The organism is Streptomyces yatensis (genome assembly GCF_018069625.1).
GTDB classification, from domain to species: domain Bacteria; phylum Actinomycetota; class Actinomycetes; order Streptomycetales; family Streptomycetaceae; genus Streptomyces; species Streptomyces yatensis.
Genome location: NZ_CP072941.1, coordinates 2,001,862 through 2,022,748, shown reverse-complemented (window position 1 = coordinate 2,022,748; position 20,887 = coordinate 2,001,862). Strand labels below are relative to the sequence as shown.

The following is a 20,887-nucleotide window of genomic DNA, read 5'->3' as shown; positions in this document are numbered from 1 at the left end:
CCGTGCTCTTCCTCTACACCGTGCTCGTGGTGTGCGAGGCCGTCCTGCTGATCGCCGGCATCGTCGAACAGCGGCGGCACCAGACCAACCTCGACATGATCCCCACCCGGGTCCTGGTCAACGGCATCCGCGGCAAGTCCTCCATCACCCGGCTGTGCGCGGGCGCCCTGCGCGGCGGCGGTCTGACCACCGTCGCCAAGACCACCGGTACGGCGGCCCGCTTCATCCACCCGGACGCCACCGAGGAACCGGTCTACCGCAAGTTCGGCATCGCCAACGTGGTCGAGCAGATCGGCATCGTGCGCCGCGCCGCCGCCTACAGCCCGGAGGCGCTCGTCATCGAGTGCATGGCGGTCATGCCGGCGCTCCAGGAGATCAACCAGTCCAAGCTGATCCGCTCCACGATCGGCGTGCTGTGCAACGTCCGCGAGGACCACCTGGCCGAAATGGGCCCGACGCTGGACGACGTGGCGCGCTCGCTGTGCCGGTCCATGCCCGAGAACGGCATCTGCGTCACCGCCGAGCAGGACCGTTTCGACATCCTCCAGGAGGAGGCGGACGCCCGGAACTGCCAGTTGATCTACGCCGACCCCAAGACGGTCAGCGACGAGGAGCTGCGCGGCTTCAGCTGGTTCACCTTCAAGGAGAACGTGGCCATCGCGCTCACCGTCGCCGAGCTGGTGGGCGTCGACCGCGAGACCGCGCTGCAGGGCATGTACGACGCCCCGCCGGACCCCGGTGTCCTCTCCGTCGAGCGGTACGCCACCGAGGACGGCAAGAAGCTGCGCTTCGCCAACGTCTTCGCGGCCAACGACCCCGAGTCGACGCTGATGAACATCAACCAGCTGCTCGACCTCGGCGCCATCCACCGCCCGCTCAACGTCGTCATCAACTGCCGCCCCGACCGCGTCGAGCGCAACGGCCAGATGGGCGAGATCATCCCCGACCTCGACCCCGAGCAGGTCTTCGTCATCGGGCATCCGGCCAAGTCCGCCATCGACGCCATCCCGGCCGAGTACCGGGGCCGGGCGGTGGACCTCGGCGGCGACCGCCGGGACCCCGAGGAGTTCATGGCCGAGCTGCTCGGCCATCTCGGCCCCGACTCCTCCCTGGTGGCCATCGGCAACATCCACGGCCAGGGGGAGCTCCTCCTGGAGCACCTCGCCGAGCTGCCGGCCGACGACAGCGCCGAGGACGGCCCGGCGGCCCCGTCGGCACCGGAGGCCGAGGAGCGCCCTGTCGAGTACGTGGACACGATGCAGCTCTACGCGCCCCGCCTGGACCCCTACCAGCGGTACCCGGAGGCCTACGAGAACCGGTACGCGCCCCAGGCGCACGTACCGCATCAGCGCGGCTCCGAGGAGCCGTACCCGCGGCAGACCCACGGCCAGGACTCCCGGGAGCACTGGCCCCTGGTGATCCCGACCCCCGACTCCCCGCAGCCTCGCGGCCTGTTCGAGCCGCGTGTCCCGCCCGCCCTGCCCGCCGACGACTCCCAGCAGGGGCAGAACCCAGGAGAGCAGCACCGTTGATCCCCGCCGTCCTCACCCCCGAGATCGCCGCCATCGGCATCGCGATCGGGCTGCTCTTCTCGCTGGTGTGCTATCTGACCACCAACCTCTCGCCCGGCGGCATGATCACCCCGGGCTGGCTGGCACTGACCCTCGTCGAGGATCTGCAGCGGGCCGCGATGGTGGTCGGCGTGACCGTGCTCACCTACGTGGGCACGCTGCTGATGCAGAAGTTCGTGATCCTCTACGGCAAGCGGCTGTTCGCCGCGGTCGTGCTGCTCGGTGTGACGCTCCAGGCGACCGTGATGATCATCCTGTCGCTGGAGTTCCCGCTGATGTACGCGAACCAGACCCTCGGCTTCATCGTCCCCGGACTCATCGCCTACCAGCTGGTCCGCCAGCCCAGGGGAGCCACCCTGCTGTCCACCGGGTCGGTGACGCTGATGGCCTATGTCGTCCTCACCGCCGGAATCCTCCTCGGCGTCATGCCGTCCGCCTGACCCACGACCGGAGCCGATCCCATGCCACCCAAGAAGAAACGCCCCGTCCTGCACGCCGTCACCGTGCTCGCGCTGCTCGGCGCCAGCGGCTATCTGACCGTGGAGCTCAGAAAGGACGAGCAGGCCAAGACGCCCGCCACCCAGGCGGTCATCGACGAGCTCACCCTGGAAGGCGGCACCGGCCGGCAGAGCGGCAAGCAGACCTGGGAGCGGCTGAAGAACCCCGAGCGCACCATCCTGCGCGGTGAGAACGGCCAGATCCTCGCCACCTTCACCGACCGCGCCCGCACCGCCACCCTGCGTGGCCCCTCCCGCACCTTCAGCGAGCCCGCGAACACCAAGTCCAAGGTGATCACCGAGGACTGGGTGCGGCTGATGCCGGAGCCGTGGACCGCGGGCGCCGAGAAGGAGCAGTGGTTCAAGAGCTGGTTCAAGGAGAACTACGGCAGCAAGAAGGAGGATCTCTTCGCGATCGCCTTCCAGTATGTGCAGGGCGCGCCGGTCAAGAAGGACGCCCAGGGCATCCCGTACGCGGGCGACGCGGTCTTCGGGCCGTTCAAGCCGGACGGCGTGGACCGTCTGGAGCAGAACGACTTCTACGACTACCTGGGCATCTCCTACACCTTCCGCAACGGCACCACGCTGGCCCCGCGCCAGGACCGCTACCGGGCACTGGACTGCTCCGGTTTCATCCGCATGGTGATGGGCTACCGCGCCCGCTACCCCCTGATGGCGACCAACGTCCTCGGCGACGGTCTGCCGCGCACCGCCGACGGCATGGCCCGCTCCAAGACCGGCGTCGACATCATCAAGATCCAGGGCCCCGACCCCTGGTACACCCGGCCGACCAACATCGATGTACTGCAACCCGGTGACCTGCTGTTCTTCAAGATGGATCACCGCACCGGCAACCATATGGACCATGTCGCGTTGTACCTGGGGCTGGACACCGACGGCCACCGGGTCTTCGTCTCCAGCCGCAAGGAGCAGAACGGCCCCACCATCGGCGACAACGGCGGTGTCTCCCGTATCGACGGCAACGGCTTCTACGCCGGGCTCTTCCGCAGCGCCAAGCGCCTCTGAGGACCCGCAAGGAGAAAGCACCCGAAAATCGGGCAAAGCTTTTCCGCGTTGCGGCAGACTTTAACGCCTCGTTTCCTTGTAGCGTTCGCGTTTATGCGGGTAGGTTCTGGCGTCATGACCGCATCCCAGACTCCGACCACTGCCGAGGAGCTGCGCGGTGCCGGCCTGCGGGTGACGGCCGCCCGTGTCGCGCTGCTCGAAACCGTCCGGGACGGTGACCACCTCGGTGTCGAGGCGATCGCCTCCGGGGTACGCGATCGCGTCGGCCACATCTCCCTGCAGGCCGTGTACGAGGCCCTTCACGCGATGACCGCGGCGGGCCTCGTACGCCGCATCGAACCGGCCGGCCACCCCGTCCGGTTCGAGGGACGCGTCGGCGACAACCACCACCACGTCGTGTGCCGGTCGTGTGGTGCCGTCGCCGACGTCGACTGTGCCGCCGGTGAGGCGCCCTGCCTGACCGCGTCCGACGACCACGGCTTCTCGATCGACGAGGCCGAAGTCATCTACTGGGGCCTGTGCTCCGACTGTTCCACCGCCACGAGTTCCTGAGCACCATGATCCGCCCAGCTTGGAAGGATTCCCATGTCCGAGAACCATGAGGCAATCGTCGTAGACGCGAAGACGGAGGAGGCGGGGGGCTGCCCGGTCGCGCACGAGCGCGCTCCGCATCCGACTCAGGGGGGCGGCAACCGTCAGTGGTGGCCGGAGCGGCTCAATCTGAAGATCCTTGCCAAGAACCCGGCCGTGGCGAACCCCCTGGACGAGGGGTTCGACTACGCGGAGGCGTTCCAGGGGCTTGACCTCGCCGCGGTGAAGCAGGACATCGCCGAGGTGCTGACCACCTCGCAGGACTGGTGGCCGGCGGACTTCGGCCACTACGGCCCGTTCATGATCCGTATGGCGTGGCACAGCGCCGGCACCTACCGGATCAGCGACGGCCGCGGTGGCGCGGGCGCCGGTCAGCAGCGCTTCGCCCCACTCAACAGCTGGCCGGACAACGGCAACCTGGACAAGGCGCGCCGTCTGCTGTGGCCCGTGAAGAAGAAGTACGGACAGGCCCTGTCCTGGGCCGACCTGATGATCCTCACCGGCAATGTCGCCCTGGAGTCCATGGGCTTCACCACCTTCGGCTTCGGCGGCGGCCGCGAGGACGTCTGGGAGTCCGAGGAGGACGTGTACTGGGGCCCGGAGAGCACCTGGCTCGGGGACGAGCGCTACACCGGCGACCGTGAGCTGGAGAACCCGCTCGGCGCCGTGCAGATGGGTCTGATCTACGTCAACCCGGAGGGCCCGAACGGAAACCCGGACCCGATCGCGGCGGCCCGCGACATCCGCGAGACGTTCCGCCGGATGGCGATGAACGACGAGGAGACGGTCGCGCTGATCGCGGGCGGCCACACCTTCGGCAAGACCCACGGCGCGGGCCCGGCCGACCACGTCGGCGCGGACCCCGAGGCCGCCACCATCGAGGAGCAGGGCCTGGGCTGGCGGAACACCTACGGCACCGGCAAGGGCGCGGACGCCATCACCTCGGGTCTCGAGGTCACCTGGACCACCACGCCCACCCAGTGGAGCAACAACTTCTTCGAGAACCTCTTCGGCTACGAGTGGGAGCTGACCAAGAGCCCGGCCGGCGCCCACCAGTGGCGGCCGAAGGAGGGCGCGGGCGAGGGTACGGTGCCGCACGCCCACGACTCCTCGAAGAAGATCGCCCCGAACATGCTCACCACCGACCTGGCGCTGCGCTTCGACCCGGTCTACGAGCCCATCTCCCGCCGGTTCTACGAGAACCCGGACCAGTTCGCGGACGCCTTCGCCCGCGCCTGGTTCAAGCTGACCCACCGCGACATGGGCCCCAAGTCGCTGTACCTGGGCCCGGAGGTCCCGGCGGAGACCCTGCTGTGGCAGGACCCGCTGCCGGAGGCCGAGGGCGAGGTCATCGACGCCGCGGACATCACGGCCCTCAAGGCCAAGCTCCTCGACGCGGGCGTGAGCGTCGCCCAGCTGGTCTCCACCGCATGGGCGTCGGCCTCGACCTACCGCGGCAGCGACAAGCGCGGCGGCGCCAACGGCGCGCGCATCCGCCTCGAGCCGCAGCGCGACTGGGAGGTCAACGAGCCCGGTGAGCTCGCCACCGTGCTGCGCGCCATCGAGGGCGTCCAGCAGGAGTTCAACGCCGGTTCCGGTGCGAAGAAGGTGTCGCTGGCCGACCTGATCGTCCTCGGCGGTGCGGCCGCCGTGGAGAAGGCCGCCAAGGACGCCGGATACGACATCGAGGTGCCCTTCACCCCGGGCCGTGTCGACGCGACCGAGGAGCAGACCGACGCGGAGTCCTTCGCGGCGCTGGAGCCCACCTCCGACGGGTTCCGCAACTACGTCGGCAAGGGCAACCGGCTCCCCGCCGAGTACCTGCTGCTCGACCGGGCCAACCTGCTGACCCTGAGCGCTCCGGAGATGACCGCCCTCGTCGGCGGCCTGCGGGTGCTGGGCGCCAACTACCAGCAGTCGTCGGCCGGTGTCCTCACCGAGACGCCCGGGGTGCTGACCAACGACTTCTTCGTCAACCTGCTCGACATGGGCACGACGTGGAAGGCCACCTCGGAGGACCAGAGCACCTTCGAGGGCCGCGACGCCACCGGTGCGGTCAAGTGGACCGGCACCCGGGCCGACCTGGTCTTCGGCTCCAACTCCGAGCTGCGGGCGCTCGCCGAGGTCTACGCGAGCGATGACGCCAAGGAGAAGTTCGTGAAGGACTTCGTCGCCGCCTGGGTCAAGGTCTCCAACCTCGACCGGTTCGACCTCGTCTGACACATCTGAGCACGACGTCCAGGCCGGCCCCCACGGGCCGGCCTGGACCTTTTGGCGCCCGAAGTTCAGCCCGGGCTTCCGTCCGGCGTCCGGCCCGAACAGGGCCGGCCGACACACTTTGCCGGCTCTTTACAACGCGTCGCGCCGCTGCCTCGTCTCTCCGCTCGATCCGTAACCCGCCCGCCGAGTTGGCGGGCGGACCGACGAAAGAGAGCGATTCATGCGCCGAACTGTCCTCAGCGCGATGACACTCGCGTGCGCCGCCGTCCTGGTGAGCACCGCGCCCGCGTTCGCCGACGAGAAGACCCCGGCCCCCCGCGACCCCTCGTCCGCCGCGGCCCCCGCCCAGAGCGCGGCGCCCGCCCGCGGCCCGGCCGCCAGCCCGGTCCCGAGCCAGCAGCGGACCCGGCCGGGCGCCGCCACCCCGGCCCCGAAGGAGGAGCCGACCAAGACGCGCGACCGCGGCCAGGTCGGCGTCATCCCGAGGGGCGCGCCCAACACCGGCGTCACGGCCGAGTCCTCCGGCTCCGGGGCCGAGGGCCAACTGATCGGCGGGGGCGCCGCCGCGGCGCTCGTCGCGGGCGGCGCGGCGGTCTTCGTCGTCCGTCGCCGGCGGGCGACCGGGGCATGACCCCGTTCTCCAGGCGCGCGTTCACCACGGCGGCGATGGCCTCGCTGCTCGTGGGCTGCGGCGGCCACCCGGCCCGGCAGACCACGGCCGGACCCGGTTCCGGGAGCACGCCACCGCCTTCGACCCCCGTGAAGACGGCGCGTCCCCTGGGGCGTTCGGTCCCGGTCCGGCTGCGGATCCCGGCCATCGACGTCGACACCCCGGTCATGGGGCTGGGGCTGGCGCCGGACGGAAGTGTGCGGGTGCCGCCGGTCACGGAGCACGACCAGGCGGGCTGGTACCGGTACTCCCCGACACCGGGGCAGGTCGGCCCGTCGGTCATCCTCGGCCATGTCACGGTCGGCGCCTACGGTGACGGGGTCTTCCGTCGTCTCGCGCGGCTGCGCCGGGGCGACCGGGTCGTGGCGCGCCTGGAGAACGGCACGGCGGCGGAGTTCGCCATCACCGCCGTACGGACGGTGGCCAAGGCGGACTTCCCGGCGGACGAGGTCTACGGGGACGTGGACCGCCCGGAGTTGCGGCTGATCACCTGTGGCGGCCCGCGTTCCGGCGACGGCTACCTCGACAACGTGATCGCCTTCGCCGCGCTGACCTCCGCCGGCTCCTGACCCACCCCTGGATCCCGGGCCCACGGAACCCACACCGGCGGCCCGGGGTCTTCCCCTCCGAGTGCCATCACGACCATGGAGCGCGTTGAAACGGTCCCGTGACAGGGCGGCGTCCGAGCTGTTCGCCGCCCTCTACCCACGCCTCGCCGGCTGGTGCCGCCGGCTCGTCGACGACGACGAGACGGCCCATGAGATCGCCTCCGAGGCGTTCACCCGGCTCTGGGCCCGCTGGACGTCCGTGGAGGAGCCCCGTGGCTTCCTCTACGTCACCGCGGCCAATCTCGTCCGGGACCACTGGCGCAAGATGGAGCGCGAGCGCAAGGCCATGCGCCGGGTCACCTCCGAAGCCGCCCTCCGCCCGCACGCCGAACAGTCCGACCCGTCGGTACGCCTGCTCGTACAGTCGCTGCCGGAACGGCTGCGCGTGCCGATCCTGCTGCACTACTACGCTGACATGCCGATCCGGGAGGTGTCCGTACTGACCGGGCGCAAGGAAGGAACCGTCAAGGCCGACCTCCACGCGGCCAGAGAACTGCTCCGCGTCCACCTGAGGAGAAGCCTTGACCCCACACTTTGACGACGGCCCGGAGCTGGAACCCGACGACCCCCTCGCGGTGATCCTGCGGCCCGCCCCCGACTACCTCGGCCCGCCCCCCGGCCGGTACGAGGCGATCCGCCGCGCCGCGGCCCGCCGCCGGCTGCTGCGCACCGCGGCCGGGGTCGGAGTGTCCTGCGCCGTCGCCGCCCTCATCGCGCTGCCGCTGCGTCTGGCGGCGCCGGAGGCACCCGCGCGCCCGACGGTGCCGCTCGCCCCGCCGCCCGCGACGGGCCGTACGACGCCCCCGCTCCCGTCGGCGCCCGCCGATCGTCCCTCCGCGTCGCCCACTCCGTCGGCGCCGTCCAAGACCCCCAGCCAGCGCGCCACGCGCGGGCCCCGGGGCGAGACGGCCGGCCCCCGGGACAGCGGGGACGTGCCCCTGCGCGGGCGGTCGACCGCACCGAGCTCCTCGGCGCGGGTCGAACCGTCGGAGCGCCGGAGGGGCGCCCTCCCCGCCCCCGGCCCCATCCGCCGGTCGTAGGCGGCCCCGCTCGGGGCCGCCCGCAGCGGTCCGTCCGGCTTACGCCTTCGAGCCGATCCCGGTCAGCGACCGGACTTCCATCTCCGCCTGCTTCTTGGAGTCCGAGGACTCCTTGCTGAAGACCGTGCCGAGGAATCCGCAGAGGAAGGAGAGCGGAATCGACACCAGGCCGGGGTTGGTGAGGGGGAACCAGTGGAAGTCCATGCCCTTGATGACGGACGTGGAGCTGCCCGAGATCGCCGGCGAGAAGATGATGAGCACCAGGCCGGACCCCAGACCGCCGTAGATGCTCCACAGCGTCCCGGTCGTGTTGAACCGCTTCCAGAACAGCGTGTAGAGGATCGTCGGCAGATTGGCGGACGCGGCGAGCGCCAGCGCCAAGGACACCAGGAAGGCCACGTTCTGGCCGTTGGTGACGATGCCGCCGAGGATGGCCATGAAACCGATCACGAGCGCCGTCAGCCGCGCGACCCGGATCTCCGAGCGCGGGTCGGCCTTGCCGTCGCGGATCACGTTGGCGTACACGTCATGGGCGAACGAGGCCGAGGCGGCCAGGGTCAGCCCGGCCACCACCGCGAGGATCGTCGCGAAGGCCACCGCGGAGACGACGCCCAGCAGCATCGCGCCGCCGATCTCGAAGGCGAGCAGGGGAGCGGCGGAGTTCTCACCGCCCGGGGCGCTCACGATCCGGTCCGAGCCGACCAGCGCGGTGGCGCCGTACCCGACGATCAGGATCGACAGATAGAAGATGAACATCGACCAGGAGCACCAGACCACCGAACGCCGGGCCTCCTTGGCGTCGGGCACGGTGTAGAACCGCATCAGCACGTGCGGCAGGCTGGAGATGCCGAGGACCAGCGACAGGGAGAGCGAGACGAAGTCGAGCTTGGTCATCGAGTTCTCGCCGTACCAGCCACCGGGGTTGAGCAGCTCCCCGCCCAGCGGGCTGTTCTGCGCCGCCTGGTCGAGGATCGCCGAGAAGCTGAACCCGAACTTGCCGAGCAGGAACACGCTCATGAAGGTCACGCAGATCAGCAGCAGGCCCGCCTTGATGATCTGCACCCAGGTCGTGCCCTTCATGCCGCCCACCAGCACGTAGAAGACCATGACGAGGCCGACGCCGGTGATGATGAGGGCCTGCCCGCTCTTGCTGTTCACATTGAGCAGCAGGGCGATCAGACCACCCGCGCCGGCCATCTGGGCGAGCATGTAGAAGAACGTGATCACCAGGGTGGAGTTGGCCGCCGCCGCGCGCACCGGGCGCTGCTTCATGCGGTAGGCCATCACATCGCCGACCGTGAACCGCCCGGTGTTGCGCAGCCGCTCCCCGACGAGCAGGAGGGCGACCAGCCAGGCCACGAGCCAGCCCACGGAGTAGAGGAACCCGTCGTAGCCGTGGACGGCGATCGCCCCCGAGATGCCGAGGAACGAGGCCGCGGAGAGGAAGTCGCCGGACAGGGCGATGCCGTTCTGGACGCCGGTGAAGGCACTGCCCGCGGCGTAGTAGTCGGAGGTCGTCGAGTTTCTGTTGGTGGCCTTGTAGACGACGAACAGCGTGATGATGACGAAAGCGAAGAAGACGCTCAGGTTGATTATCGGGCTGCCGGTCGTGCGGGCTGCGATCTGCAATGTCATTCCTTGCCGACTCCCGCCAGCTCGTGGATCGTGTCCACCTGCGGGTCAAGTTTCTTGCGCGCGAAGCGCCGGTACATCAGGACGATCGCCATCGTCGTCACGAACTGCAGCAGGCCGAAGACGGTGCCGGTGTTGACCGCGCCGAACAGCTTGCGGCTCATGAAGTCGTGGTCGTAGGCGGAGAAGAGCACGAAGGTCATGTACCAGCACAAGAAGAAGGCGCTCATCGGGAAGATGAACCAGAGCAGTCTCCTGCGGAGAAGTTTGAACTCCGGGCTCTGCTGAATCGCCTCGAAATCGGGCTCCCCGATGTCGGCACCGCGATCGGCGAACCCCGTTCCGGTGGCCCGCTCGGATGGCAAGGAAGCGGGCGGTCGCACCGATGTATTCATGGTTTTCTCCGGGGTATTTCTGACGAGGCGTCGGTTCGGAGCGCCCGCGCTCGAGCGATAGATGGTGAGGGGCGACCGGCGGGCCCTTGACGCCGCAAGTGTAGTGAGGTGCCGGACGCAGTCAACGCCGCCCCCCGCTCTCAGCGGTGCAGGTGGGCGGGTGTCATGGTATGCGGCGGGCTTCGGCGCCATCTCGAATATGGCGGGAGTGGTCGCTGAACCAATACTTTGTCTCTCCTTCCCGTGTTGTCCATTTTGACTTGGTGTCAGGTTGGCGGCGGCTGCCCAGGGTTGCGCCTTGAGGACATTTCGGGACCCGGCGTTGTGTCCCAAGTGTCGCCACTGGTAGAACCTCACCTCGGGTGGAACGTCCCATCGTGCGTGAGCATGAGTGCTGTGAGCGTGCCGCTGTGCAGTGAGTCTGCCGCTGGCATATGACGGCAGCCCCGCGCTCGCCACTGCCTCCCCCGAGGTGTTTGGATGGGTTCGGAAATGCAGTCCGCGGGGGTGCTCTCAAGAAGCCGGAGGTAGGTTGATCTGTGGGTTTCCTCGATCGCTCTCGCATCATCGCAGGGCCGGGCTGGAATCGTTGGCTGATTCCGCCGGCGGCGCTCGCGATCCACTTCTCCATCGGCCAGGCGTACGCCTGGAGCGTCTTTAAGATACCTCTGGAAGATTCCCTAGACATCTCCGGGACGGCTAGCGCCCTCCCGTTCCAGATCGGCATTCTGGTGCTCGGGCTCTCCGCCGCGTTCGGGGGAACGCTGGTCGAGAGAAAAGGCCCGCGCTGGGCCATGTTCGTCTCGCTCGTGGCCTTTTCCACCGGCTTCCTGGTCGCCGCCCTCGGTGTCGCCACGCGCAATTACTGGCTGGTCGTTCTCGGGTACGGCGGCATTGGCGGGGTCGGGCTCGGCATCGGGTACATCGCCCCGGTGTCCACCTTGATGAAGTGGTTTCCGGACCGGCCGGGCATGGCCACCGGTACGGCGATCATGGGTTTCGGCGGCGGCGCGCTGATCGCCTCCCCCTGGTCCACGGAGATGCTGGGGGCGTTCGGCAGCGACACCAGCGGCATCGCGAAGACCTTCCTGGTGCACGGCCTGGCCTACGCCGCCTTCATGTCGCTGGGCGTGGTGCTGGTGCGGGTGCCGCCCGAGGGCTGGCGGCCGGCCGGCTGGACGCCGAGCGACGACGCGGCCAAGCCGCTGGTCACCACCGCGAACGTCTCGGCGAGGAACGCGGTGCGCACGCCCCAGTTCTGGCTGCTCTGGGTCGTGCTGTGCATGAACGTTACTGCTGGTATCGGGATCCTGGAGAAGGCCGCCCCGATGATCCAGGACTTCTTCCAGGACACGGACAGTCCGGTGAGCGCGAGCGCCGCCACCGGCTTCGTCGCGCTGCTGTCCCTGGCCAACATGGCCGGACGCTTCGTGTGGTCCTCGGTCTCCGACGTGGTCGGCCGGAAGAACATCTACCGCCTGTACCTGGGCGCCGGTGCCCTGCTGTACCTGACGATCATGCTCGAAAAGGACAGCAGCACCGCGCTGTTCGTCGCCTCGACCATGGTGATCCTGTCGTTCTACGGCGGTGGATTCGCCACCGTTCCGGCCTACCTCAAGGATCTCTTCGGCACCTACCAGGTCGGCGCGATCCACGGCCGGCTGCTGACCGCGTGGTCGGTCGCCGGAGTCGCCGGACCGCTCATCGTGGACTCCATCGCGGACTCCGCGCATGAGTCCGGGGACACCGGCCCGGCCCTCTACACCTTTTCGTTCACTCTCATGATGGGGCTGCTTGTCATCGGTTTCATCGCGAACGAACTGGTGCGTCCGGTGAATCCGAAGTTCCATGAACCTGAGCCGGCGGCCAGCGCGGAGCCGGCGTCCCCGGAGGACACCCCCGACCCCCTTCCGGTAGAGAGGCGGTAAGCCGGTGACTGACGCAGACAGCCCTTCGCCGGACGTGGCCAGGACGGGTTCTCCCGTGGTCATGGTCGTGGCATGGCTGTGGGTGGCTGTGCCGTTTCTGTACGGTCTTTACCAACTGGCCGAGAAGAGCAGCAAGTTGTTCGAGTAAAGGCAGGCGCGCCGGCGCATCGCCGCAAGCGATGTACCGGCGCGCTGCCGGGCGTTCGACTTTCCCCAGCCGGGGAAATCCCAGGAGAAACGGCATCGTGATACATCCCTGTGGGCAAGCCGGTCCGAGCGCGGAGCGCGCCTCATGACCCCGGGCAGGCATGCGGCCGCGCGCGATCGCTCACCGTCGTGGTGGGCCGGCGTCGTGGAATGGCGCAACTGGCGGCTGCCCGTGAAGCTGGGTGCCGTTCTGGTGGTGCCCGCTCTGCTCGCCGTCGCCTTGGGCGTCGTGCAGATCCAACGCGACGTCCAGCGCGCGAACACCTACGCGGACGTGCAGCGGCTGGTCAGACTGCGCGCTGGGCTGATGCCGTTGATCAGCGATCTGCAGATGGAACGGACGATGTCGGCCGAGCGGCTGAGAGGGGACCACGCCTCCGCCGATCCGGCCATGCTCCGGCAGCAGAACCAGCGCGTCGACCGCGCGCAGGCCGCCGTCGCACACACCACCAAGCGGGCACAGGGCCTCGAAGGGGTTTCGGCCAACCGCTATCGCGACGCGTTCAAGCTGCTGGACGGACTGCCCGCGCTGCGCAAGCAGGTGACGTCCACGGACATCGGCTCGTGGACCGCGTTGACCGAGTACAGCAAGATCATCAACGGTCTGCTCGACCTGGACCAGGCGCTGGGCAGCCGGTTCGGTGAACCCCAGCTCTCCGGACCGGCCACCGCGCTGTACGACCTGGAGCTGGCCCAGGAACAGGTCCACCTCCAGCACGTGATCGTCATGGAGGCGTCCGACCCCGGCACGCTTTCGGACCCCAAGCACATCAGGGCGCTCCAGGAGTCCGACATCCGCATGCGGGACAAGCTGAGCGACTTCCGCGCCGTGGCCACCAAGGGGGACCAGCGCGCCTACCAGCGGACGGTCACCGGCCCGGAGGTCCAGCGGCGCGCCCGGCTGCTGGACGGCGTGCTGTCCCGGACGGGGTCGCAGAGCGCCGGGCAGAACACCGCCGACGGCGCGCCGTTCGCCGTCCGCGACTGGAACCGCAGTTCGGAGGCGACCGGCACCCTCATCAACACCGTGGAGAAGCGGCTTGCCGACCGGCTCCGGGTGACCTCCGCCAAGCTGCAGGACGAGACGAGCGACCGGGCCGGTGCGGAGTCCGTGCTGCTCTTCGCGGTGCTCCTGCTCGCCTTCGCCATCGGTATCGCCATCGCCCGGCATCTGCTGCGGTCGCTGACCGTGCTGCGCTCCACCGCGCTCGACGTGGCCGAGCGCCGGCTGCCCGAAGCGGTGTCGAGCATCCGCGAGGGCGAGATGGCGACCACCTCGATCAGCGCCGTGCCCGTCCACACCACCGAGGAGTTCGGACAGCTCGCGCGGGCCTTCGACGCGGTGCACGGCCAGGCCGTACGGCTGGCCGCCGAACAGGCCGCGCTCCGCGGCGACCTGCGCGACACCCTGGTCAACCTCTCCCGGCGCAGCCAGAGCCTGGTGGACCGGCTGCTGCGGCTGATGGAACAGCTCGAACTGCACGAAGAGGACCCGGACCAGCTGGCCAGCTTCTTCAAGCTGGACCACCTGGCGACCCGGATGCGGCGCAACAACGAGAACCTCATGGTCCTGTGCGGCAGCACCCCGGTCCGCCCCTCCGAGCAGCGGGTGCCGCTCGACAATGTGCTGCGGGCCTCGGTCTCCGAGATCGAGCACTACCGGCGGGTGGTGGTGGAGCCCGTTCACGACGCCGAAGTGATCGGGTACGCTGCCGGTGACCTGGCGCGAATGATCGCTGAGCTGCTGGACAACGCCACCGCGTTCTCCCCGCCGGAGACCCAAGTGGTCGTCAGCAATACACTGCGCCTGGACGGTTCCGCACTGATCGAGGTCCGCGACGAGGGATTCGGGATGAGCGGGGCCGAATTGGCCAAGGCTCATCGGCGCGTAGCGGGGGACGTATCCGTGGAGGTACCTACGTCCCGGCAGATGGGCTTGACCGTCGTCGGCCGCCTGGCCCGTCGCCACGGCGTCACCGTGGAGCTGATCTCCGAGCGCGACACCGGCGGTGGGCTGCGCGCGGGTGTGCTGGTCCCGGCCAGGCTGATGCTCGGGGACAAGCCCGCCCTCGCGGGCCGGGAGAGCTCCCTGCCCGTCCGGCGGAGCTCCAAGTCGGCCGAGCCGGTGGGCACTCGCCGGGAGACCGGCGCGGCCCCGGCGGCGCCGCTGCCGCGCCGCGCGACCGACGGCGCCCGCTCGCTGAGTGCCGGGGACTCCTCGGTCGGCTCCGGCGACACGGGCCGCTCCCTGCCGACCCGCCCCAGCGGCTCCCGGGCGTTCGTGGACGCCTCGCAGCCCGGTGGACTGCCGCGCCGGATACCACCCGCCAAGGCCGGCCGGCCCGCCGCGGCCGGCGAGGACGCCCCGGGGAAGGCGGCCGCCCTCGGCAACGGCGACGGGCCCGGCAACGGGCCGGGGAACGGCAACGCCCCCGCCGACCGCCGTGCCGTACCGCCGCCGGGACAGCCCCCGCTGCCACCGCGGCGTTCGCGTCCGGCCGCTCAAGGCGACGCCCCCTCGCCGTGGTTCGCGTCGGCCGAGGCCGAGTCGGCCCCGGCGGGCCCCCCGGCCGAGGAGCGGGCCGAGAGCCGGAAGCCGGCGGGCCTCCCGGCGTCCGAGCTCCCCCGGCGGCCCGTTCCCGCCGCGCCCGCGCCCGGCGGCGAGAGCCGGCCGGACGCCGCCGATGACTCCGGCCAGATCGTCCACGAGCGGCCGGGCGCCGCGGACGCGGGCGGAACCACGCAGGCCGGGCTGCCCCGGCGGGTGCCGCGCCAGGGCCCGGGCACGGAACGGCCCAAGCCGCGCGCCACCGAAGAGCGCCCGAAGCCGCGTGGAGCCGGGGACGAGGAATCCGCGCGGCGGAACGCCGGCCGCACCCATTCGTTCCTCAGCAATTACCAGTCGGGCATCCGCCGGGGTCAGCCCGACGGACGCGACGAGACATAAGGTCTCAGCGAAGATGGACAGGAAGAACCCATGACCTCACCCCAGCTGCGGGAGGTGAGCCAGTTCGGATGGCTGGTCACCAATTTCACCGAGCGTGTGCCCAATGTGGCGCACGCCGTGGTGGTCTCGGCCGACGGACTGTTGCTCACCGCGTCGGACGGGCTGGCGGCCGAGCGGGCCGAGCAGGTCGCCACCATTGCCGCGGGGGCCATCAGCCTGATCCAGGGCGCCGCGCAGTGCCTGATGACCGGTGATGTGCGGTCCTCGGTCATCCAGATGGAGCTCGGGAACATGCTCCTGATGTCGATCGAGGACGGCTCATGCCTCGTGGTGCTGGCGGCGCCGGACTGCGAGATCGGTCAGGTGGCCTACGAGATGACCGTACTGGTCGACCAGGTCGGCGAGATGCTGACCCCGGAGCTCCGCGCTGAGCTGCAGCAGCTGAACCTGCAGGGCGTGAAGCGGACAGCAGCCCAATAGGCCGGACGGGGAGATGATGAGCACCGGTGAAGGCCCTTCCGGGCAGGGACCTGGGAGAGAACAGGGGGCGGAGGACGAACAGACCTTCGCCGACGTGCTCAACGCCTTCAGCTTCGGCAAAGGGCGACGCGGGCGGAAGGCATCCCGGTCCGACGGCACGCCGGAGTCCCCGGCCCGCCGTGAGGGCGGGGACGGCCGTCCCGAGGAGCCCGGGGGATCCTTCCCGAGGGCGTCGCCGGAGGACGAGGGGCCGGCTGCCTGGGAGTCCGAGCACGACGAGAGCCAGGGCCCGGCCGCGCTCGTGCGCGCCTACTCATGGACGGGCGGCCGGACCAGGTCCCACCACCACTTCGAGGTCGAGACCCTGGTGACCACCACCGAGCTGGGTCACCGCTCCACCGACGTCGTGCAGGCCGACCACCGCCCGGTGATCGCGCTGTGTCAGGAGCCGAGGTCGGTGGCCGAGGTGGCGGCCATGCTCCTGGTGCCGCTGGGGGTGGCCAAGGTCCTGCTCGGCGACCTGGCCGAGCGCGGGCTGATCGTCGTGCACCGGACCGCCTCCGAGGAGGGTGCCGCGCCGGACCGCGCCCTGATGGAGAGAGTGCTGGTGGGACTCCGGCGGATCTAGTGTGTTCGGCGCGCGGGGACCGACGGGTTCCCGCGCGTCGGCATGTCCGCATCTGTGCGTGATGTCCGCCGTGGCGCCCCTCCGTGCTGATCGCTTGTGCGTGTTCCGAGCCGACACTGAGCAGTTTCACGCTCTTGACGTGGCTCGGTTTGATCGGTTTACTCCCTGGCACGCCGATGTCGAATGCTCGGCGACAGAGGTACGCCCAGCCGGTATGCGGCCCCGCCGCGAGTCCGGCCCGAGTCGCCAGGTCGCTGTCTGCGACCGAGGCGGGGCCGTGCCCACGGATCATGGAGCTCTCAGCGATGAGCCTGAACCGTTCGCGCATCCGTACCACTGTGGGCGCCGCCGTGGCATGCGCCGCGGCCGCCGCGGCCGGCGTTCTCGCCCCCGCCCCCGCCTCGGCCACCTCGGCCGCCCTTCCGCCGGTCCACGCCGGCTTCGACTACCAGATCGGCGGGGCGTACACCCCGCCGTCCGGGGTGCGGGTCGTCAGCCGTGACCACAGCGCCTCCCCGGCGCCCGGTCTGTACAACATCTGTTACGTCAACGCCTTCCAGACGCAGAAGACCGGCCAGCCCGGCGGCCCGGATGACTGGCCCTCCGACCTGCTGCTCAAGAACGACGACGGTGACGTCATCATCGACACGGACTGGGACGAGGCGATCCTCGACATCACCACCGAGAAGAAGCGCGAGGGCATCGCGGAGAGGATCGACGCCCAGATCGACGAATGCGCCGCCAAGGGCTTCAACGCGCTGGAGCTGGACAACTTCGACACCTTCACCCGTGATGTCGTCGAGGGCCGGATCACCGAGGAGCACGCCCAGACCTACATCCGGATGCTGTCCGCCTACGGTCACGGCAAGGGCCTTGCGGTCGGTCAGAAGAACACCGTGGAGCTGGCCGGGAATCACGCGGCCAACGGCCTCGACTTCGCCATCGCCGAGGAGTGCGGCAACCCCGATTACAACGAGTGCGCCGACTACGTGGCGGAGTTCGGGGACCACGCCATCTTCATCGAGTACACGAACGCCGGGATGAAGAACGCCTGCGAGTACGGCGACCGGGTGAGCGTCGTCCAGCGCGACCGCGATGTGCTGCCCAAGGGCGAGGACGGCTACGTCCGCAAGACCTGCCCGTAGTCCTGGCCGGGGACGGTGTGGCCGCCGCGAACCGCGGCGGCCACATATCCAGCGAACTTCTGGAGGCAGACATGGACGCGGTCCGCAGCGGCCGGGGCGGGCCCTCGCGCCGTGGCATCCTGCGCGGTGGCGGCGCGCTGGCGCTCACCGCGGCAGCGGGTACGGCGGTGGCGGGATGCGGGACCGGCCTGGGCGTGGACTCCGACGGAACCGTCCACATCGAGGTGTGGCACGGGCAGAACGGCCCCTCGCTGAAGGCGTTCAAACGGCTCGTGGCCACCTTCCACCGAAGCCACCCCGGGATACGGGTCGACATCGGCGGCGGGGTGCTGGCCGACGACATGCTGCAGAAGGTGATGGCCGGTCTCGTCGCCCAGTCGCCACCCGACGTGGCCTACATCTTCGGCTCCGACCTGGCGAGCGTCGCCAGAAGTCCCCAGCTCGCGGACATGACATCGGTCGTGGAGTCCCAGCCGGTGCCCTGGAACCAGTACTGGCCGGCCGCCCGGGAGGGCGTCATGGTCGACGGTGTGGTCCGTGCGGTGCCCGCGGTGCTGGACTCGCTCGCCGTGGTGTGCAACAAGAAGCTCTTCCGCGAGGCCCGGCTGGAGCTGCCCGCACCGGGCTGGACCTGGCAGGACTTCATCGACATGGCCCGGAAGCTCACCGACCGCGGCAAGGGCACGTTCGGCACCGGCTGGCCCGGCGCGGGCGACGAGGACACGGTGTGGCGGATGTGGCCCATGATCTGGGACCTGGGCGGTGAGGTCATCGCCAAGGGCAAGCGGGAGATCGGATTCGCGGGCGAACCCGGTGTCCGCTCCCTCGATGTGCTCGCCGCGCTCGCCCGGGACCGCAGCGTCTACGTCGACCCCAAGCCCGGCGGTGAGCAGATGTACCAGGCGTTCGCCACCGGCCGGCTGGGCATGGTCGGCACCGGCCCCTGGCAGCTGCCCGACATCCGCCAGGCGAAGATCGACTATCACGTCGTCCCGCTGCCCGGCTTCCACGGCCGGTCGGTGACGATCTCAGGACCCGACACCTGGAGCGTGTTCGACAACGGCTCCGCGCGGCTGAAGGCCGCCCGGACCTTCATCGGCTGGCTCATGGAGCCCGAACAGGCCTACCAGTGGGACTCCGAGGCGGGCAGCCTGCCGCAGAGCCGGGCCGCCGAGCGCCGACCGAAGTGGCGGAAGCACGCGGCCGAGGTGCCCGGTCTCTCGGTGTTCACCGAGGTGCTTCAGACCGCGCGGGTACGGCCCGTCGACCGGGCCTACCCCAAGATCTCCATGCCGTTCGGCGAGGCCATCACCGCCGTCCTGCTCGGGAAGAGCACCCCGGCGAAGGCGCTGCGGCGGTGCGCGGACGAAGCCAACGCCGCCATGGCCAAGGTGCGTTGAGGAGCGACACATGTCCCGTCTGCCCACCCCCATCACCCGCCCGGCGCCGCGAACACCGGCCGGGCCCGCACGCCGCAGGGGCCGCCGGGAGGCCGCGACGGCCTGGGCGTTCGTCCTCCCCTCCGTCCTGGTCATCCTGGGCCTGAGCGTCGTCCCCGTCCTGTGGTCGCTGCTGCTGTCGTTCCAGTACAGCGACCTCCTCACCCCGAGCGTCTGGGTGGGCTGGGACAACTACCGCCAGCTCGCGGACGATCCGCAGTTCGCCCAGGCCGTGCGCAACACCCTGGTGTACACCGCGCTGTATGTGCCGCTGAGCATCGGCCTGGGACTGGCGCTCGCGCTGGTCCTCAACCGCCGCATCCGGTTCTCCGGGCTGTACCGCACCCTGCTCTTCGTGCCGTTCGTGGTCTCCGCCGCCGCCCAGGGCGTCCTGTTCTCCTTCATCCTCGACCCGGAGTTCGGCGCGGCCAACGCGCTGCTGCACCGGCTCGGGCTCTCCCCACAGGGGTTCCTGTCCGATCCGGCCCAGGCCCTGCTGGTCCTGGTGGCCATCTCGTTGTGGAGCGGCACCGGCTTCTGCGTCGTGATCTACCTCGCCGCCCTCCAGGACGTACCCAAGGAACTCATCGAGGCCGCCACCCTCGACGGCGCGGAACGCCGCCATGTGCTGCGCCATGTCACCCTGCCCACCATCGCGCCGGTCAGTGTGTTCCTGCTGCTCTGGCAGACGATCAGCGCGCTGCAGGTCTTCGACCTGGTGTACGTGACGACGAAGGGCGGTCCGCTCGGATCCACCACCGTGATCGTCTACTTCGTGTGGGAGCAGGCCTTCCGTAACTTCACCGCCGGATACGGGGCCGCGGCGGCCTACGTCCTCGGCGTCGCCCTGCTCGTGGTCGCCGCCGGGCTGCGGCTGGTCCGGCGCCGCGACGACCGCCGCATCGAGGGAGCCACGTCATGACGGACCTGTCCCACCTCCCCGGGAGCGCCACCGACCGGCTCCGGCCGGTCGGCCGGACCACCGGGGAGCCCGTGGCCCGCCCACGGCGCCGGTTCCGGCTGCCGTTCAGCCCGTGGCATCTGCTGCTCGCGCCACTGGCGCTGCTCTTCGCCGTGCCGCTGATCTGGCTGGGGCTCAGTTCCGTGATGAGCGACGCGGAGATCAACCGGTTCCCGCCGGCGCTCTGGCCCTCCGGGATCCATCTGGGCGGCTACCGCTTCGTCCTCGGCAACGCGATGTTCCCGCGCTGGTTCGCCAACTCCCTGATCGTCTCGGCCGTCGCGGTCGTGTCGAACCTGCTGCTGGGGACGCTGGGCGGCTACGCCTTCGCCCGGATGCGGTTCGGCGGGTCCCGGGTGCTGCTGGTCCTGATGCTGGCCACCATGGCCATCCCATTCCAGCTGACGATGATCCCGACCTTTCTGGTCATGCGGAAGCTGGGCCTCGTCGACACCCTCGGGGCGCTGATCGTGCCGTCCCTGGTGACGCCGTTCGCGGTGTTCCTGCTGCGGCAGTTCTTCCTCTCCCTGCCCAGGGAACTGGAGGAGGCCGCCTGGATCGACGGGTGTTCGCGGCTGCGGGTGCTGTTCCAGATCGTGGTCCCGCTGTCCCGCCCCGCGCTGAGCACCGTCGCCGTCCTCACCTTCCTCACCACCTGGAACGACCTGTCGTGGCCGCTCATCGCCCTGAACCACGACGCCAACTACACCCTCCAACTGGGCCTGACCACCTTCCGGGGCCAGCACCACACCCAGTGGTCGGCCGTGATGGCGGGAAACGTCATCACCGTCCTGCCGGTGCTGCTCGCTTTCCTCGCGGCCCAGAAGACCTTCGTCCGGTCCATCACCTCCACCGGCCTCAAGGGCTGACCACCGCCCCGCACCGCCCCTCCGTCACCACTC

General features: G+C 69.9%; 20 protein-coding genes. 18 read left to right on the top strand and 2 right to left on the bottom strand.

The genetic code is table 11. From position 1 onward, the window contains the following. Positions 1-2 precede the first annotated feature (2 nt). The 9 genes from pgsB (at position 3) to J8403_RS07845 (ending at position 8,223) form a co-directional block, all read left to right on the top strand. Positions 3-1,532, top strand: a complete 1,530-nt coding sequence (gene pgsB / locus J8403_RS07885; RefSeq protein ID WP_211122534.1) for a poly-gamma-glutamate synthase PgsB — start codon at positions 3-5, stop codon at positions 1,530-1,532. Continuing rightward, positions 1,529-2,011, top strand: a complete 483-nt coding sequence (locus J8403_RS07880) for a poly-gamma-glutamate biosynthesis protein PgsC/CapC (protein ID WP_014056460.1) — start codon at positions 1,529-1,531, stop codon at positions 2,009-2,011. Before pgsB ends, J8403_RS07880 begins: the two co-directional genes overlap by 4 nt. 21 nt (positions 2,012-2,032) lie before the next feature. Next, complete coding sequence (locus J8403_RS07875) at positions 2,033-3,094, top strand: NlpC/P60 family protein (protein ID WP_211122533.1); 1,062 nt, start codon at positions 2,033-2,035, stop codon at positions 3,092-3,094. 114 nt (positions 3,095-3,208) lie between these two features. Continuing rightward, positions 3,209-3,646, top strand: coding sequence for a Fur family transcriptional regulator (locus J8403_RS07870; RefSeq protein ID WP_211122532.1), 438 nt, complete (start codon positions 3,209-3,211; stop codon positions 3,644-3,646). 33 nt (positions 3,647-3,679) lie between these two features. Beyond that, positions 3,680-5,905 (top strand): catalase/peroxidase HPI, encoded by a 2,226-nt coding sequence (gene katG / locus J8403_RS07865; RefSeq protein WP_211122531.1) that lies wholly within the window; start codon positions 3,680-3,682, stop codon positions 5,903-5,905. A 220-nt stretch (positions 5,906-6,125) separates the two neighbouring features. Next, positions 6,126-6,536, top strand: coding sequence for a Tat pathway signal sequence domain protein (locus J8403_RS07860; RefSeq protein WP_211122530.1), 411 nt, complete (start codon positions 6,126-6,128; stop codon positions 6,534-6,536). Continuing rightward, on the top strand, positions 6,533-7,144 hold the full coding sequence (locus J8403_RS07855; protein ID WP_211122529.1) for a class F sortase: 612 nt from the start codon (positions 6,533-6,535) through the stop codon (positions 7,142-7,144). Before J8403_RS07860 ends, J8403_RS07855 begins: the two co-directional genes overlap by 4 nt. 85 nt (positions 7,145-7,229) lie before the next feature. After that, positions 7,230-7,721, top strand: coding sequence for an RNA polymerase sigma factor (locus tag J8403_RS07850; protein ID WP_059143301.1), 492 nt, complete (start codon positions 7,230-7,232; stop codon positions 7,719-7,721). Further along, positions 7,705-8,223, top strand: a complete 519-nt coding sequence (locus tag J8403_RS07845) for a hypothetical protein (RefSeq protein ID WP_211122528.1) — start codon at positions 7,705-7,707, stop codon at positions 8,221-8,223. Before J8403_RS07850 ends, J8403_RS07845 begins: the two co-directional genes overlap by 17 nt. 39 nt (positions 8,224-8,262) lie before the next feature. On the opposite strand, the gene J8403_RS07840 is transcribed toward J8403_RS07845, so the two are convergent. Next, on the bottom strand, positions 8,263-9,858 hold the full coding sequence (locus J8403_RS07840; RefSeq protein ID WP_211122527.1) for a solute symporter family protein: 1,596 nt from the start codon (positions 9,856-9,858) through the stop codon (positions 8,263-8,265). After that, complete coding sequence (locus J8403_RS07835) at positions 9,855-10,238, bottom strand: DUF485 domain-containing protein (protein ID WP_237517068.1); 384 nt, start codon at positions 10,236-10,238, stop codon at positions 9,855-9,857. The genes J8403_RS07840 and J8403_RS07835 overlap by 4 nt, the downstream gene beginning before the upstream one ends. Before the next feature lie 551 nt (positions 10,239-10,789). On the opposite strand from J8403_RS07835, the gene J8403_RS07830 reads away from it, so the two are divergent. From J8403_RS07830 to J8403_RS07795, 9 genes are all read left to right on the top strand, one after another. Beyond that, positions 10,790-12,178, top strand: a complete 1,389-nt coding sequence (locus tag J8403_RS07830) for an L-lactate MFS transporter (protein ID WP_211122525.1) — start codon at positions 10,790-10,792, stop codon at positions 12,176-12,178. Positions 12,179-12,239: 61 nt separating this feature from the next. Then, positions 12,240-12,326, top strand: a complete 87-nt coding sequence (locus J8403_RS44710) for an MFS transporter small subunit (RefSeq protein ID WP_413116947.1) — start codon at positions 12,240-12,242, stop codon at positions 12,324-12,326. A 144-nt stretch (positions 12,327-12,470) separates the two neighbouring features. Next, on the top strand, positions 12,471-15,332 hold the full coding sequence (locus J8403_RS07825) for a nitrate- and nitrite sensing domain-containing protein (RefSeq protein WP_211122524.1): 2,862 nt from the start codon (positions 12,471-12,473) through the stop codon (positions 15,330-15,332). A gap of 30 nt (positions 15,333-15,362) precedes the next feature. Next, positions 15,363-15,812, top strand: a complete 450-nt coding sequence (locus tag J8403_RS07820; protein WP_211122523.1) for a roadblock/LC7 domain-containing protein — start codon at positions 15,363-15,365, stop codon at positions 15,810-15,812. Between the two features lie 16 nt (positions 15,813-15,828). Then, positions 15,829-16,440, top strand: a complete 612-nt coding sequence (locus J8403_RS07815) for a DUF742 domain-containing protein (protein WP_246585752.1) — start codon at positions 15,829-15,831, stop codon at positions 16,438-16,440. A gap of 305 nt (positions 16,441-16,745) precedes the next feature. Then, entirely contained in the window at positions 16,746-17,585 is an 840-nt protein-coding gene (locus tag J8403_RS07810) for an endo alpha-1,4 polygalactosaminidase (protein WP_211122521.1), read from the top strand. 71 nt (positions 17,586-17,656) lie between these two features. Beyond that, entirely contained in the window at positions 17,657-18,985 is a 1,329-nt protein-coding gene (locus J8403_RS07805) for an ABC transporter substrate-binding protein (protein ID WP_211122520.1), read from the top strand. 10 nt (positions 18,986-18,995) lie between these two features. Next, positions 18,996-19,946 carry a carbohydrate ABC transporter permease gene (locus J8403_RS07800; protein WP_211122519.1) on the top strand — a complete coding sequence of 317 codons (951 nt, stop codon included), beginning with the start codon at positions 18,996-18,998 and terminating at the stop codon, positions 19,944-19,946. Continuing rightward, positions 19,943-20,854, top strand: coding sequence for a carbohydrate ABC transporter permease (locus J8403_RS07795; protein ID WP_211122518.1), 912 nt, complete (start codon positions 19,943-19,945; stop codon positions 20,852-20,854). Before J8403_RS07800 ends, J8403_RS07795 begins: the two co-directional genes overlap by 4 nt. The last annotated feature ends 33 nt before the right edge of the window (positions 20,855-20,887 follow it).

Bases quoted from the DNA above. Each gene is read 5' to 3' on its own strand.
- J8403_RS07875 (WP_211122533.1), top strand. From the start codon at position 2,033: ATGCCACCCAAGAAGAAACGCCCCGTCCTGCACGCCGTCACCGTGCTC.
- J8403_RS07870 (WP_211122532.1), top strand. From the start codon at position 3,209: ATGACCGCATCCCAGACTCCGACCACTGCCGAGGAGCTGCGCGGTGCC.
- katG (WP_211122531.1), top strand. From the start codon at position 3,680: ATGTCCGAGAACCATGAGGCAATCGTCGTAGACGCGAAGACGGAGGAG.
- J8403_RS07860 (WP_211122530.1), top strand. From the start codon at position 6,126: ATGCGCCGAACTGTCCTCAGCGCGATGACACTCGCGTGCGCCGCCGTC.
- J8403_RS07855 (WP_211122529.1), top strand. From the start codon at position 6,533: ATGACCCCGTTCTCCAGGCGCGCGTTCACCACGGCGGCGATGGCCTCG.
- J8403_RS07840 (WP_211122527.1), bottom strand. From the start codon at position 9,858: ATGACATTGCAGATCGCAGCCCGCACGACCGGCAGCCCGATAATCAAC.
- J8403_RS44710 (WP_413116947.1), top strand. From the start codon at position 12,240: ATGGTCGTGGCATGGCTGTGGGTGGCTGTGCCGTTTCTGTACGGTCTT.
- J8403_RS07825 (WP_211122524.1), top strand. From the start codon at position 12,471: ATGACCCCGGGCAGGCATGCGGCCGCGCGCGATCGCTCACCGTCGTGG.
- J8403_RS07820 (WP_211122523.1), top strand. From the start codon at position 15,363: ATGACCTCACCCCAGCTGCGGGAGGTGAGCCAGTTCGGATGGCTGGTC.
- J8403_RS07815 (WP_246585752.1), top strand. From the start codon at position 15,829: ATGAGCACCGGTGAAGGCCCTTCCGGGCAGGGACCTGGGAGAGAACAG.
- J8403_RS07810 (WP_211122521.1), top strand. From the start codon at position 16,746: ATGAGCCTGAACCGTTCGCGCATCCGTACCACTGTGGGCGCCGCCGTG.
- J8403_RS07805 (WP_211122520.1), top strand. From the start codon at position 17,657: ATGGACGCGGTCCGCAGCGGCCGGGGCGGGCCCTCGCGCCGTGGCATC.
- J8403_RS07800 (WP_211122519.1), top strand. From the start codon at position 18,996: ATGTCCCGTCTGCCCACCCCCATCACCCGCCCGGCGCCGCGAACACCG.
- J8403_RS07795 (WP_211122518.1), top strand. From the start codon at position 19,943: ATGACGGACCTGTCCCACCTCCCCGGGAGCGCCACCGACCGGCTCCGG.